The 13,155-nt window shown below is 50.0% G+C and carries 12 protein-coding genes and 1 pseudogene; 2 read left to right on the top strand and 11 right to left on the bottom strand.

Annotation, left to right across the window (positions count from 1 at the left end; all coding sequences use genetic code 11):
• Positions 1-95: 95 nt before the first annotated feature.
• The 6 genes and pseudogenes from ACYVUT_RS10925 to nagB form a co-directional block, all read right to left on the bottom strand.
• Positions 96-794: a deoxynucleoside kinase gene (locus ACYVUT_RS10925; RefSeq protein ID WP_270448896.1), complete on the bottom strand. Its 699-nt coding sequence runs from the start codon at positions 792-794 to the stop codon at positions 96-98.
• A gap of 21 nt (positions 795-815) precedes the next feature.
• Complete coding sequence (locus ACYVUT_RS10920; protein ID WP_484502058.1) at positions 816-1,463, bottom strand: deoxynucleoside kinase; 648 nt, start codon at positions 1,461-1,463, stop codon at positions 816-818.
• A gap of 423 nt (positions 1,464-1,886) precedes the next feature.
• Positions 1,887-2,980, bottom strand: a pseudogene (locus tag ACYVUT_RS10915) (IS3 family transposase).
• Positions 2,981-3,254: 274 nt separating this feature from the next.
• On the bottom strand, positions 3,255-3,656 hold the full coding sequence (locus ACYVUT_RS10910; protein WP_439775215.1) for a type II toxin-antitoxin system death-on-curing family toxin: 402 nt from the start codon (positions 3,654-3,656) through the stop codon (positions 3,255-3,257).
• Entirely contained in the window at positions 3,653-3,898 is a 246-nt protein-coding gene (locus ACYVUT_RS10905) for an AbrB/MazE/SpoVT family DNA-binding domain-containing protein (protein ID WP_302188485.1), read from the bottom strand. The genes ACYVUT_RS10910 and ACYVUT_RS10905 overlap by 4 nt, the downstream gene beginning before the upstream one ends.
• Before the next feature lie 73 nt (positions 3,899-3,971).
• Positions 3,972-4,676 (bottom strand): glucosamine-6-phosphate deaminase, encoded by a 705-nt coding sequence (nagB, locus tag ACYVUT_RS10900; RefSeq protein ID WP_484502031.1) that lies wholly within the window; start codon positions 4,674-4,676, stop codon positions 3,972-3,974.
• Positions 4,677-4,895: 219 nt separating this feature from the next.
• Between nagB and ACYVUT_RS10895 the strand changes: the two genes are divergently transcribed.
• The gene (locus ACYVUT_RS10895) at positions 4,896-5,738 is read left to right on the top strand and encodes an aldo/keto reductase (protein WP_484502030.1); all 843 of its coding nucleotides are present in this window, start codon (positions 4,896-4,898) and stop codon (positions 5,736-5,738) included.
• 128 nt (positions 5,739-5,866) lie between these two features.
• Positions 5,867-6,364, top strand: coding sequence for a hypothetical protein (locus tag ACYVUT_RS10890; RefSeq protein ID WP_439775212.1), 498 nt, complete (start codon positions 5,867-5,869; stop codon positions 6,362-6,364).
• Between the two features lie 44 nt (positions 6,365-6,408).
• Here the strand turns inward: ACYVUT_RS10890 and ACYVUT_RS10885 are convergent, their stop codons facing one another.
• The 5 genes from ACYVUT_RS10885 to ACYVUT_RS10865 all read right to left on the bottom strand — a co-directional run bounded on the left by ACYVUT_RS10885 (position 6,409) and on the right by ACYVUT_RS10865 (position 12,821).
• Complete coding sequence (locus ACYVUT_RS10885) at positions 6,409-7,809, bottom strand: MFS transporter (protein WP_484499357.1); 1,401 nt, start codon at positions 7,807-7,809, stop codon at positions 6,409-6,411.
• 211 nt (positions 7,810-8,020) lie between these two features.
• Positions 8,021-8,977 (bottom strand): ABC transporter permease, encoded by a 957-nt coding sequence (locus tag ACYVUT_RS10880; RefSeq protein ID WP_439775210.1) that lies wholly within the window; start codon positions 8,975-8,977, stop codon positions 8,021-8,023.
• Positions 8,977-10,116 (bottom strand): ABC transporter permease, encoded by a 1,140-nt coding sequence (locus tag ACYVUT_RS10875; protein ID WP_484502029.1) that lies wholly within the window; start codon positions 10,114-10,116, stop codon positions 8,977-8,979. The genes ACYVUT_RS10880 and ACYVUT_RS10875 overlap by 1 nt, the downstream gene beginning before the upstream one ends.
• Positions 10,109-11,653 (bottom strand): ABC transporter ATP-binding protein, encoded by a 1,545-nt coding sequence (locus tag ACYVUT_RS10870; protein WP_484502028.1) that lies wholly within the window; start codon positions 11,651-11,653, stop codon positions 10,109-10,111. Before ACYVUT_RS10870 ends, ACYVUT_RS10875 begins: the two co-directional genes overlap by 8 nt.
• Positions 11,654-11,735: 82 nt before the next feature.
• Entirely contained in the window at positions 11,736-12,821 is a 1,086-nt protein-coding gene (locus ACYVUT_RS10865) for a BMP family lipoprotein (RefSeq protein WP_439775207.1), read from the bottom strand.
• Positions 12,822-13,155 lie beyond the last annotated feature (334 nt).

Raw genomic sequence — 13,155 nt, 5'->3', positions numbered from 1 at the left:
CCCAAAAATAATTAAGATAATTCATTCTGAGTGGCCAAAAAATAACTAAACAAGGAATTTGACCTAAATAAAAAAGCCCCCGCTTGGGGAGCTTTTTAAGAAGAAAATTCAATTGATTCAGTGGCAATCTCACCAGCATGCCAGTTCTTTGGCAGCTTGCCGACCTGCTTGAGCTTCTGGGTGATCTGGTCCAGGACTTCGGTCCGGTCGCTTTCGCTGGCCATGAAGTCGTAGTGGTCGCCGTCGATCATCATCTTTGGTGAGTAGTCGTAGTCATCATACCACTTCTCATAGTAGCGGAGCATCCGCTTGTAGTAGTCTTCCAGGGTCGGGTCGAAGCTGAGCTGCTCGTAGGACCGGCCCCGCTTCTGGATCCGGCTGATCATTGTTTCATAGGAAACATTGATGTGAACCAGGAGGTCAGGATGGCGCTTAGGCATCCGCTCCAGTTCCTTCATCATGCTTTCCAGCAGCTCATCGTAGGTCTGGACTTCCAGGTCATTGGCCCGGCCGATGTCCGCATTCATATGGAAGAAAAGAGAATCTTCATAGATGGACCGGTCCAGGACGTTGTTGTCGTCGCTGAGGGCTTTTTTAATGCTGTGGAAGCGCGTGTTCAAGAAGAAGAGCTGCAGCAGGTAGGTGTACTTGAGGGGGTCCTTGTAGAAAAGCGGGAGGACAGGGTTGTCATCAACGCTTTCGTAGAAAGGCTTGGTCCCCAGATATTTGGAAAGAATTGCGGTTAGGCTGGATTTACCGGCTCCAACGGGCCCACTTAATACAATAACGGTCATCACGTTCCTTCTAACAACTAACTATAAATTACCGATTTCGCGCAGCTTGTTGTCGATGATGTCCAGAACCAGATCCTGGTCATCGATGTTTTCGACAAAGTCGTACTTGTCACCATCGATCATCATCTTTGGTGAAACGTCATATTGTTCATACCAGGGCTCGTAGTAGCGTAGGAGGTTCTGGTAGTATTCCTTCAAGCCCGGGTCGGAGTCGAGCTGTTCGAACTCCCGGCCCCGCTTGCCGATCCGCTTGAGCATGGTGTCAAGGGAGACGTGGATGTAGATCAGGAGCTCCGGCTTCTTGCGCGGATTGCCTGGCACGTCTTCCATCATGTTGTCCATCAAATCGTGGTAGATTTGGTATTCAGTCGGGTCGGCCACACCGCTGTCGACGTTCATGTTGAAGAAGAGCAGGTCTTCATAGATGGACCGGTCTAAAACGTCGTTGTGGTTGCCGGCGGCAGCGTTGATTTCAGCCAGCCGCTTGTTCAGGAAGTAGGTGTTCAAGAGGAAGGTGTACCGCTTCATGTCTTTGTAGTACAAAGGCAGAACCGGATTGTTGTTGACCTCTTCATAATATGCTGTTGAGCCAAGGTGCTTGGCGAGGATACTGGTTAAACTGGATTTGCCGGCTCCAATTGGGCCACTTAAGACAATAACGGTGATCACACTCTTTCTATTCATACTATACTAGATCTACGTTGCTCTAATAGTTTATTGCAAGATATAGTGCCTTAGCAAGCTTTTTGTCCAAAAAGATTTTTTCATATGATGGAGGATTTTGAGTCAAATTAGTCCATACTGTTGCTTTTGACAGAATAAATCAATTCTTTACCTTTTGTTCGTATTCGGTTCGGTGGGGCGTGATATAATAATTCTCAGAGGTACGAGAATGTAGAAGAACTTAAAATCATAGAAATAATCCAAAGACAGTCAGTGATCTATATTACTTTTCGAACAAGTAACACTAAGGCCAGTGGATGAATTATTAGGAAAGGAGGTAAAACGAAAATGGTCCAAACGAAAAGAAAGAAAAAACAAAAGACAATTCCGAGAAATTGATGTGACCCCCAAAATTGGGACAATTTAGTATTACGCCGTTAAGGCTGTTAAAACATGATTCCGATATTCAATCGGGGTCATGTTTTTTCGTCCTGTCTTGATTCTCACGTTGTTGTAGTAATCGATGTATTTGTGAATAGCTTGCTCAAGCTCATTTAAGTCCGTGTATTTATGTTCTTGCTCCCGCTTAAGAATGCCGAAGAAGCCTTCCATTAAGCCGTCATCAAGAGAATTACCCAACCTGGACATACTCTGATCAATCCCTCTGTTAGCCAGAGCGGCTTGATTTTGCCTTGAACGCCGTAATAGCTGCTGTATTTGCGTTTCTTGCGGATTGAGATGGCGAACAAGCCCATCTTTTGCATGAGCCTCTGCACCTTCTTATGGTTGACCTCATAGTCTTCCCGGCGAAGCTGTCCGTAGATTCGCCGGTACCCATAGCGCTGTCTGTGTTCAAGAAAGATCTCTTTGATTTTATCCATCAGTTTCTGATTACCAGAATCCTTATCAAGCTTATGGGTTTGGTAGTAGTAGTTACTTCTTGAGATATGAGGCAATCCAGGGTTGGCATTGATAACGTCGATAATGTACTTAACGCTAAGCCGCAATTCTTGCCTTAATTCATTGATTGCATGAGCTAATTCTTCTTTTCTTGGCTCTTCCGTTCTTGAATTAAGGCCTCCAATTTTTTTATGTATGCAAGCTCGACTGTAAGCCTCTTTACCTGCTCTTCCAATTCTTTGATCCGCTGTTTGTCCTTGCTTTTGGGCATTCTTGGGTGGTCTACCTTTCTTCTTGGTAATGACAGTATACCCGTTTTCTTTGAAAGAGCGAAGCCAATTTGCAAGAATTCCTTGATTCGTAAGCCCTAAGTCTAAGGAAACCTGGCTAAGAGCTTCACCGCCTAGCAGAATTCTATCAATGGCAGCGAGCTTGAAATCAGCAGTATATTTCTGTTGAGGGCGATCCAAAATGGCTTCGCCATGCTTTTGGATCAAGTCTACCAAATATTGGATTCTTCCACGCTACATCCCATATTTTCGGCTGAGGTAGGTGCCTCTTCTGTGGTCGTCTACCCATTCGTGGTAGATAGCAAGTTTGATTTCTTTAGTGTATTTAGTCATGAAAATAACCCCCGAAATTAGTGTCCTAATTTCGGGGGTCATATCTGCCTTCTGTTGAGGCAGATCCTTTTGCGTATGCTGTTTAGCGGCCTTTTTTAGAGTAGTTGATCAGATACTTGGCCAAAGCAATTAGGCCAAAGACTGCTAAAATGACTACGATGACCGTCATGATTGTAAACCAAGGCATTTTCATCACTCCCAATGCTATGCAAGTTAACTATATCTCTTATCCATTATATCATCATTTCTTTTCGCTTACAGTCTTTAAAACGGATCAATCAATAATAGCCAGGCTGTTTCTTTCCAGAACTGTTGCAATTTTCTTCATTTCGTCTTCAGTATCGTCTGACAATGTTATTTGTAAGATCAGAGCTTCAGCTTCATCTGTAGTTAATCTTAATTGGTAGCCATTTCTGTGGAGAAATAAGAGCGTACTAATATACGCCGTGCGTTTATTTCCATCTTCAAAAATATATTTCTTGGTTATTTTTTGCATGATGTAGGCAGCTTTCAGCCAAATAGTCGGGTAAAGTTCTGTGCCAAAAACAACCATCTGAGGTTGCTCAACTACGACAGACAAACCTTGAGGGTATTGCAAGTCTGTTGCTTTCTGCCCTAGTCTTTCTAGAACTCGTTTATTAACCGCTACTATCTCTTCAGCGCTTAAGTATTTCATTCGTCTTTCAGCCGCTCCATCAATTCGCGATTTTCGTCAAACAGTTTATCAATTAAAGCAAGTGTTTCAGGACTAACCTTTTTCCTCTTTTTAAAAGTAATTGTTTGACCATCGGGAGATATTTCTTTATCAAAAACATCTCCAGCGTTGGCAGACAGTAATTCCTTGTCGTGCTTTGTCACTCTAAAACCATACGAATTTCCGGATTTAAACAGTTTAGACGTCCCAATTGAATGTTGCATTACCATCACCTCGTAATTACATTTTAGTATTTTGTAATTACGAAGTAAATTAATTACGCTCCTGTTTTACTTCTTATTTAAGCAAGCTGGCGGCTGCCTGGTCGGCAATCACGGTCACGTTCGGGTGCTTTTGCAGGACGCTGGCTGGGACATCCGGAGTTACCGGCCCTTCAACCATAGCCTGAATAGCCTTAGCCTTGCTTTCTCCCTTGGCCAAAAGGATGATCTCCTTAGCCGCCATGATATTGGCAATCCCCATGCAGATGGCGCTCTTTGGCACTTCATCAATGCTGTCGAAGAAGCGGGCGTTGGCCTTGATAGTGCTTTCCGTCAAAGCCACTTCATGAGTAACGCTGTCAAAGGGCGTGCCTGGTTCGTTGAAGGCGATGTGTCCGTTCTGCCCGATCCCTAAGACCTGCAAGTCTACCGGGTTTTCCGCCAAAATCTGGTTGTAGCGGCCGCACTCTGCCTGGATGTCCTTTGCCTGGCCGTCTGGCAGGTAAGAGCGCTTGAATGGCTTGTACTGGAAGAGATGCTGGTTCATAAAGTAGTGGTAGCTCTGCGGGTTTTCCGGGCTGAGGCCAACGTATTCATCCAAGTTGACGCTGGTCATTTGACTGAAGTCGAGCTGGCTGGCCACCATCTCTTGGTAGAGCTCAACCGGTGAAGACCCGGTTGCCAAGCCCAAGGTCTTGGCCCCTTCGCCAACTGCCTTTGCCAAAAGGTCAAAGGCCTGCTTGCCTAATTCACTGGCGTTTTCCGCAACAATAACTTTCATCTTGATCACGACTCCTTGATTTTTTACTCACTCATATTGGTATAGTCCATTTTAGTTCCGCGGAGATTTTTTGTCAAGGTATAGACCAATAAATCTTGCTAAAATCCAAGTGCTTTTTTCCAAAAATGGCCGCCCTTGTACTATGCTTAGAGGGAAAAAGAAATAGAAAAAAGAAACGACACAGCAAAGCAGAAAAATAGGAAAAATGGAGGCAAGAGCATGAAATACATGACCGTCAAAGGAGAAAAACTGAGCCAGCTGGGCCTGGGCACCTGGAACATAGGAGAAAATGCCGGCAAGCGGGAGGAGGAAATCGCGGCCATAAGGTATGGCTTGTCATCCGGCGTCAACGTCATCGACACCGCTGAAATGTACGGGGAAGGGCGGGCCGAAAGCCTGGTCGGTGCAGCTATTAAGGACCTGGACCGGAGCCAGCTCTTCCTCATCTCCAAGTTCTACCCCTGGCACGCCAGCCCCCAAGAGCAGAAAAAAAGCCTGGCCGCCAGCTTGAAGCGGCTGGGGACAGACTATCTGGACCTGTATCTTTTGCACTGGAAGAGCGACTATCCTTTGGCAGAAACCGTCAAGGGCCTGCAGGATTTGCAAAAAGCTGGCCTGATCCGCCACTGGGGCGTCTCCAACTTCGATACGGCTGACATGCAAGAGCTGGTAGATATCGCTGGGGAAGGGGCAGTTTTTGCCAATGAAGATCTCTATAATATCGACAAGCGGGGCGTTGAATATGACCTCCTGCCTTGGCAAAAGCAGCACGGCATCGCCTTTATCGGCTACTCGCCTTTTAACTCCGGCGACGGGCAATCCATCCCGGTTAAACCCAGCTTAAAGCAGATCGCGGACAAACGGGGCGTGTCTGTCCACCAGGTATTGCTGGCCTGGACCATGCGGACCGGGCAGGTCTTATCCATCCCCAAGGCTGGCTCAGTTGCCCACATGCGGGCCAACCTGGCCGCTGATGACCTGGTCTTGACGGCTGAAGAACTGGCGGCCTTGGACCGGGACTACCTGCCACCCAAACATAAGCAGCCTTTGGAAAGCATTTAGTTTTTTGCATACAGGAAGCAAAATTCCCGCAGAAAGCTGATAAATAAACGGATGGTGGTTGACAGCGGCTAAAGAGAGCACTATCATGCAGTTTGTAAGAATGTTGGGAAAGAAAAGAGTGTAACTGCATGAAAAATAAAAAGAATATCGCTTATTTTATTTACGCTGTTTTGACGGCAGCGATTCTGGTTCTGGCCAGAAAGCATTTCGTTGAACTGAAGGGGAGCAGCCTGGATCTGGCGAACACAGGCTATTACACCTATGCCGTCAGAGACCAGATCTTGTCAGGAGACTTGCTCTTCTTTGACTGGGTCAGCGTCATGCTGCCGCGGCTGGATCTGGCCGGGATTGAGCCGCTCTTGCTGACCCGGCACTTGAGCCGGAAGCAGTTTACCCTGTTGCGGCTCAAGTGGTCCTGGCCTTACCTGGCCTGCCTGTTTGTGATCCACTTGATCTACTGGCCGGGCAGCTGGCTGGCGGCCGTATCCCTTATCCTGCTCTTTGCCGCAGCTGCTGGGATGACTCTTTACCAGCGCCGCTACTTAGGCGGGATCAAAGACGGCATCTGGGTCTTCGCGGCCTTCGCGCTTTTGCGCCTGCTGGCAACTTTGCTTTTTAAGATCTGAAAAAAGCCTTGCTCCCGCGTGCGGAGTAAGGCTTTTCGTTTGCTTTAGTTTTTGACCAGACCTTGCTTGTCGCGCTTGATCAAGCTCAAGACGCAGGCAAAAATCAAGAGGGTGAAGACGAAGAGGACGATGAAGGCGGCTTGTGACCCCATCACTACCTGCTTGCTCTGGCCCTGGTAAGGACTGCCGGCGATGGCAATGATCACGGACATGGCCGCGGTCCCAATTGAGCCAGAATACTGCTGCAGCATGTTGAAGAGGGCGTTGCCGTCGGCGATGTGCATGACTTCCAGCTGCTGCAGGCCGATGGTCATAGAGTTGTTGTACATCATGCTGAAGCCGGTCATGAACATGACGTGGAAGATCACGATCAAGGCAATGGAGAGCTTTTGGGCAAAAATGATGTAGAGCAGAATGCCGGCCATGGCCAGGATGCTGCCGATTAAGAAGAGCTTCTTGAAGCCCTGGCTGTCCAAGAGCCGGCCCATTACCGGCCCGAAGAAGGCGGACAAGAGGCTGCCCAGGAGCAGGAGCATCCCGCTGGTCAAGGCACTGGTCTTCAGACCCAATTGCGCCAGGTTAGGGATGACAAAGGTCAGGCTGATCTGGATGAACTGCAGGAAAGTGTAGATCAGCAGGCCCAGGTTAAAGCTGATATTTTTCAAAACGGCAATATTAATGATGTGGGCCTTGCCTTCCTGCTTGGCCAGCTTGAAGAAGATGACAAAGGAAATGACCGTGACCAAAAGCCCGCCCCAAACCAGCGGACTGGCAAAGCCGGAGCTGAGGTTGTTGACGGCTAGGGTCAAGGCAACCAGGGCCAGGACGATCAAGAGGTATTCGCTGAAGTTGAAATGATTCCGGTGAGCCTCGTTGTCGCTCATGAAGCAGGCCGCGATAATGCAGAAGATGATGGTGATCGGCAGGGTAAAGATAAAGTTGAACCGCCAGTTAAGAGCTGACAGGCAGATCCCCCCGTAGGTTGGCCCAAGTGACGGGGCCAGGGCAACGATCATGCCTGCTGTCCCGACGAAAGAGCCTTGCTTGGCCCGGGGAACCTCCAGCATGATGATTGAGAAGAGCAGGGGCATGGAAATCCCCGTCCCGATCCCTTGAATGACCCGGCCCAGCAGCATGACCGACAAGGTATTGGACAGCATGCAGATCACCCCGCCGATGACAGAGGCCGTGCCCGCGGCGATGACCAGGCTCTTGAACTTGAAGCTGCGCTGCAGGTAGGCAGCCAGGACAATCGTCAAGGTAACGGCCAGCAGGTAGGCAGTGGTAATCCACTGCACGTTGTTCAAGGACTGGTTGAAGACCTTCATCAGGGTTGGGAAGGTCACGTTCATTGACGTTTCGACCAAAACCCCGCTGCAGGCCACGCCCGCGGTCCCGATGATCGACCAGATCACGGAAGGGGCAACTTTTTCATGAGCTTCCATTAAATTATTACCTCCAATAAAAAACTCCGCTTCCGCGAATTCGCGACCGGAAAAGGGTCTTTGAATTCGGCTAGAAACGGAGTTGCTACTCAGTATTAAATTCTAGCGAACTAAGCTCCACAAAGCTTGTTCTAAAAACTTGTCATTAATTTACTTTAACATTTTTTCCGAAAAAATGTCAGTAAAAAACAGGGCCAAAGCCCTGTTTTCATTATTTCGACTTGATGTAGTTTTGCCCGTCGGCAGCTGGCCCGACAGTCTTGCCGAAGAAGACCACCAGAACGATGATCGTCAAGACGTAAGGCGCGATCTGCAGGTAAACGGATGGCAGGCTGGAAATGCCTGGAATCTGGTCCCCGATGATACTCAAGCTTTGAGCGAAGCCAAAGAAGAGGGAGGACAGCATAGCGCCGATTGGGTTGTAGCGGCCGAAGATCATGGCAGCCAGGGCCATGAAACCTTGCCCGGCAATAGTGGAAACTGAGAAGTTCCCGGCAATTGCTTCAGCGAAGACGGCCCCGCCGATCCCGCCGAGGAAACCGGAGATCAAGACGCCGGCGTAACGCATCTTGTAGACGTTGATCCCCAAAGTGTCGGCAGCTTGCGGGTTTTCACCGCTGGACCGCAGGCGCAGGCCAAAGCGGGTCTTGTACAGTACCCAGTAAAGGAAGATGGACAAGACGATGGCCACCCAGGCTGGAGCTGAAGTGTTCTTGAAGAAGACCGGCCCGATAACCGGGATGTTGGCCAGGCCAGGGAAGGAGAAGTAGCCGAAGTTTTGGTTGATGTTTTCGGTCTGCCCCTTGTTGTAGATGGCCTTGACCAAGAAGACGGCCAATGGCGGCGCCATCAAATTCAAGACCGTCCCGGAAATAACGTGGTCAGCCCGCCAGTTGATCGTGGCAACGGCGTGCAGCAGGGAGAAGATGATCCCGACAACCCCGCCCAAGAGGGCACCCAGCCATGGAGTAGCGGCGCCGAAGGTTGAAGCGAAGCTCAAGTTGAAGACGATGGAGGTGAAGGCCCCCATCGTCATGATCCCTTCCAAACCAACGTTGACGATCCCTGAGTTTTCACTGAAGGTCCCGCCCAAAGCGGTGAAAATCAAGGGAGCTGAATAAACTAAAGTTGATGAAACGATTAAGGCTAAAACAGTCACGAAGTTCATTATGCTTCCCCTCCTTTTTGCTGGTCACTAGCGGCTTGCCGGCTGGCGGTTTCCGCCGTGGCAATATAGGTCGCGGTCTTGTCAGACTTCTTTTCCTTGAAAAGGAGGCCGACAGCCCAGCTGATGGCTACGAAGAAGATAATGGCAGCGATGACGATAGAAACGATTTCAAATGGAATCCCGGCTGCAGTCTGCATCCCCAGACCACCGATCTTCAAGATGGAGAAGAGCAGGGAAGCCAGCAGGATGCCGATGGCGCTCATGCCGCCCAAAAGGGCAACGGACATGCCGTCCCAGCCGATGTCCAAGGTAGTTGTTTGGGTGAAGTAGTTCTGGTAAGTACCCAGACCTTGTACAACACCGCCCAGGCCACAGAAGGCCCCTGACAGGAGCATGGAGATGATGATGTTCTTCTTGTCGCTCATGCCGGCGTAACGGCTGGCGAATGGGTTCAAACCAACCGCCTTGATTTCAAAGCCGACCGTGGTCTTCTTCATCAAGAACCAGAAGATGACCAGGGCAATGATGGCCAGGAAGATACCGCCGCTGATCCGGGAGTCGCCGAACATTTCGCTCAGCCACGGAATCCGCAGGCTGCCGTTGGCCCCGATGGTCTTGGTAGTGTCGGTGTCAACACGGAGGCTCTTGTTCATGACGTCCTGGTGCAGGTATTGGCAGAGGTAGAGGACGGTGTAGTTAAGCATGATGGTTGAGATAACTTCGTTGGTCCCGAAGTAGGCCCGCAGCCAGCCGGCAATCCCGGCAACCAAGGCACCGGCAATGATCCCGGCGATGATTTCAAATGGCAAGAGGATGTAGACCGGCAGGCTCTTGAAGGCCAGGCCGATCCAGATGGCGGTCAGCCAGCCAGCTTGTGCCTGGCCCGGCAGGCCGATGTTGAAGAAGCCAGCGGCTGAAGAGATCTGGAAGCCGATGGCGATAAAGATCAACGGGGTGGCGTTACGGATGGTTTCCCCGATCCCGTTGGCTGAGCCCAGGGCACTTTCAAACATTGAGCTGTAGGCCTGGAATGGGTCATAGCTCCAGGCCAGCATGATGATGGCCCCGACTAAAAAGCCGGCAATAACAGAAACGATCGGCACTAAAAGCCGCTTGGCTTTAGGGCTCACCTTAATCATTAGCGGCAGCCTCCTTCTTGGTATTCTTCCCGGTCATAAGCAAACCGAGTTCAGTTTCACTAGTCTCATCAGGCTTGACTTCACCTGATTCGGCCCCGTCGTGCAGGACGACGATCCGGTCAGACAGCTGCAGGATTTCGTCAAGTTCGTAGGAAACAAGGAGAACGGCCTTGCCGGCGTCTCTTTGCTTCAGCAGCTGGCTGTGGATGTATTCGATGGCCCCGACGTCCAGGCCCCGGGTTGGCTGGAAGGCAATGATCAAGTCAGCGTCCCGGTCAAGTTCCCGGGCGATGATGGCCTTTTGCTGGTTACCACCGGACAGGTCGCTGGCCGGCAATTGTTCGCTGGTCGTGCGGACGTCGAACTTCTTGATCAGTTCCCGGGCGTGTTCCCGGATGGCCTTTTCGTTCATGATCCCGTGCTTGGAGTAAGGCTCCTTGTAGTAGGTCTGGATGGCCATGTTTTCAGACAAAGGCAGTTGCAGGATCAAGCCGTACTTTTGCCGGTCGGCAGGGATGTGGCCGACGCCGGCTTCAGTAATTTGGCGGACTGGCTTGTTGGTCAGGTCCTGGCCGTTGATGACGACCTGGCCGCCTTCAACATGGCGCAGGCCAGTGATGGCTTCGACCAGTTCGTCCTGGCCGTTGCCGTCGATCCCGGCCAGACCAAGGATTTCCCCGCTGCGGATAGTGAAGGAGAGACCCTTGACTGCTTCGGTCCCCCGGTCTTCGTTGACGTGCAGGTCCTTGACTTCCAGGATATTTTTGCCCAGATTGAGGGGAGCCTTGTCCAGCTTAAAGTTAACATGGTGGCCAACCATCATTTCGGCCAATTGTTCGTCATCCGCGTCAGCGACGTTGACGGTTTGGATGGACTTACCAGCCCGGATGACAGTGACCCGGTCGGCACTTTCCTTGATTTCCTTCAGCTTGTGGGTGATCAAGATGATGGACTTGCCTTCCTTGGCCAGGTTCTTCATGATCTTGATGAATTCAGTGATTTCCTGCGGCGTCAAAACGGCAGTTGGTTCGTCGAAGATCAAGATGTCGGCTCCGCGGTAAAGGACCTTCAGGATTTCAACTCTTTGCTGCTGAGCGACGGTGATGTCGGAAATCTTAGCGTCAGGGTCGATGGCCAGGCCGTATTGCTTGGACAGGGCCAGGATCTTTTCTCTGGCGGTCTTGAAGTCCAGGGCCAGGCCCTTGGTCGTTTCGTGGCCTAAGATGATGTTTTCCAGGACAGTGAAGGCCTGGGCCAGCATAAAGTGCTGGTGCACCATCCCGATCCCCAGGCTGGTAGCGACGTTTGGGCCGGAGATGTTGACTTTCTCGCCCCGCACGTAGATTTCGCCAGAGGTTGGTTCGAGCAGGCCGGAAAGAATACTCATTAAAGTAGACTTGCCGGCGCCGTTTTCGCCAAGAAGCGCCAGGATTTCGCCCTTGCGGAGCGTGAGGTTGATATCGTTGTTGGCTTTAAAACCGTTAAAGTCTTTCACGATATGGCGCATCTCAATGATGTTTTTGATCTCTTTTTCCATATGACAAAACTTTCTGTATTACTTTTACAAAAAACACTCCGTAAATATGCGGAGTGTTTCAGATTGACTACTATATATTGTGCTACTTACTTGGAGTAGTTGCAACTTTAATTTTGCCAGCCAGGATCTGCTTGCGGGCAGCTTGAACTGCCTTCCAGGTCTTGGCATCAAGGTTCCCCTTAGTGACAGAGACGCCATCGTGAGCTAAGCCGTAGGAAATTACCTTACCGCCAGGGAATTTGCCCTTGTAGGCTTTGTCAGCGATGTCCTTGCATGCGAAACGCAGCCCCTTTAATACGGAGGTCAGCGTGAAGTTGGCCTTCTTGCCGTCTTTTGAAGTGTAGTTGCCCAGGTTTGACTGGTCAACGTCGACACCGATGACCCAGACCTTCTTGGCAGCCGTAGTTGCCTTGTTGCGGGTCTTGGCTTCGGTGAAGACACCGTTACCGGCGTTGCCGGCAGCTTGGTAGATGATGTCAGCGCCGTCAGTGTACATTGACTGGGCGATTGACTTGGCCTTGTCGGTTGAGGTGAAGTTACCGATGTATTGGTCGTAAACGGTGATCTTCTTGCCTAAGGCCTTGGCACCATCCTTGACACCTTGCTTGAAGCCGGCTTCGAAGAGTTCCAGGACGCTGGACTTGGCCCCGCCGATGAAGCCGACCTTGTTGCTCTTGGTGGTGTAGGCAGCAGCCAGACCGCCAAGGTAGGAAGCTTCGTTGCTCTTGAAGCCGACGGAAGCAACGTTCTTGCGGCCAGTTACGACAGAGTCGATGATGACGAAGTTCTTCTTAGGGTACTTCTTGGATGCGGCTTTAACTGAGTCAGTCAGCATGTAGCCAACGCCGAAAATGGTTTGGTAGCCGGCTTGAGCAGCTTGAGTCAGGTTAGGGGTGAAGTCAGCAGCAGATGATGATTCAAAGTACTGGTAACCGCCCTTGCCTTGCTTGAGGCCGTGTTCCTTGCCGTAGTCCTTGAAACCAGACCAGGCAGCTTGGTTGAAGGAGTGATCGTCGACACCGTTACCGTCAGTGATCAAGGCGATACCGTGCTTGGTGTCCTTGTTGACGGAGGTGTTGGACTTCTTGCCGGAGCAGGCAGTCAATACAGCAGCAACTGACAGAGTGGCTGCCCCAGCGGCAACCAATTTCTTGTAATTAAAGCGCATAGCGAAATTACTTCTTTCTTTTTCTTCTTTTCTTTTTCATAGACGAACGATTATGTATTAAAGATAGCATTTAGTTTGGAAAAAAGCAAGAGAATAGATAGGCGAATATTCGCTTTTTTGGACAAATTTGGAGAAAAAATTTTTTAGTGGCTAGGAAAACGGTTGATTCACGAACAAAGTAGTAACTTTGTATAGACCAGTTCCTGGACTGGGAAGTTTAAGATAGTTGTGATACAATTAGTAGCAGATTAGAGAATCAGGAAAGTTAGCTAATCTAGGGCAGCCGCGAGGCTGCCTTTTTTGTTGCAAGTTATAACCGTTAAGAAAAAGGCGC

It is taken from the genome of Lactobacillus sp. WILCCON 0059 (assembly GCF_057197985.1).
This window is presented reverse-complemented; position numbering and strand designations above follow the sequence as displayed.

Coding starts and splice junctions, on each gene's coding strand:
- ACYVUT_RS10925 (WP_270448896.1), bottom strand. CDS start 794: ATGACCGTTATTGTATTAAGTGGGCCCGTTGGAGCCGGTAAATCCAGC.
- ACYVUT_RS10910 (WP_439775215.1), bottom strand. CDS start 3,656: ATGAAATACTTAAGCGCTGAAGAGATAGTAGCGGTTAATAAACGAGTT.
- ACYVUT_RS10905 (WP_302188485.1), bottom strand. CDS start 3,898: ATGCAACATTCAATTGGGACGTCTAAACTGTTTAAATCCGGAAATTCG.
- nagB (WP_484502031.1), bottom strand. CDS start 4,676: ATGAAAGTTATTGTTGCGGAAAACGCCAGTGAATTAGGCAAGCAGGCC.
- ACYVUT_RS10895 (WP_484502030.1), top strand. CDS start 4,896: ATGAAATACATGACCGTCAAAGGAGAAAAACTGAGCCAGCTGGGCCTG.
- ACYVUT_RS10890 (WP_439775212.1), top strand. CDS start 5,867: ATGAAAAATAAAAAGAATATCGCTTATTTTATTTACGCTGTTTTGACG.
- ACYVUT_RS10885 (WP_484499357.1), bottom strand. CDS start 7,809: ATGGAAGCTCATGAAAAAGTTGCCCCTTCCGTGATCTGGTCGATCATC.
- ACYVUT_RS10880 (WP_439775210.1), bottom strand. CDS start 8,977: ATGAACTTCGTGACTGTTTTAGCCTTAATCGTTTCATCAACTTTAGTT.
- ACYVUT_RS10875 (WP_484502029.1), bottom strand. CDS start 10,116: ATGATTAAGGTGAGCCCTAAAGCCAAGCGGCTTTTAGTGCCGATCGTT.
- ACYVUT_RS10870 (WP_484502028.1), bottom strand. CDS start 11,653: ATGGAAAAAGAGATCAAAAACATCATTGAGATGCGCCATATCGTGAAA.
- ACYVUT_RS10865 (WP_439775207.1), bottom strand. CDS start 12,821: ATGCGCTTTAATTACAAGAAATTGGTTGCCGCTGGGGCAGCCACTCTG.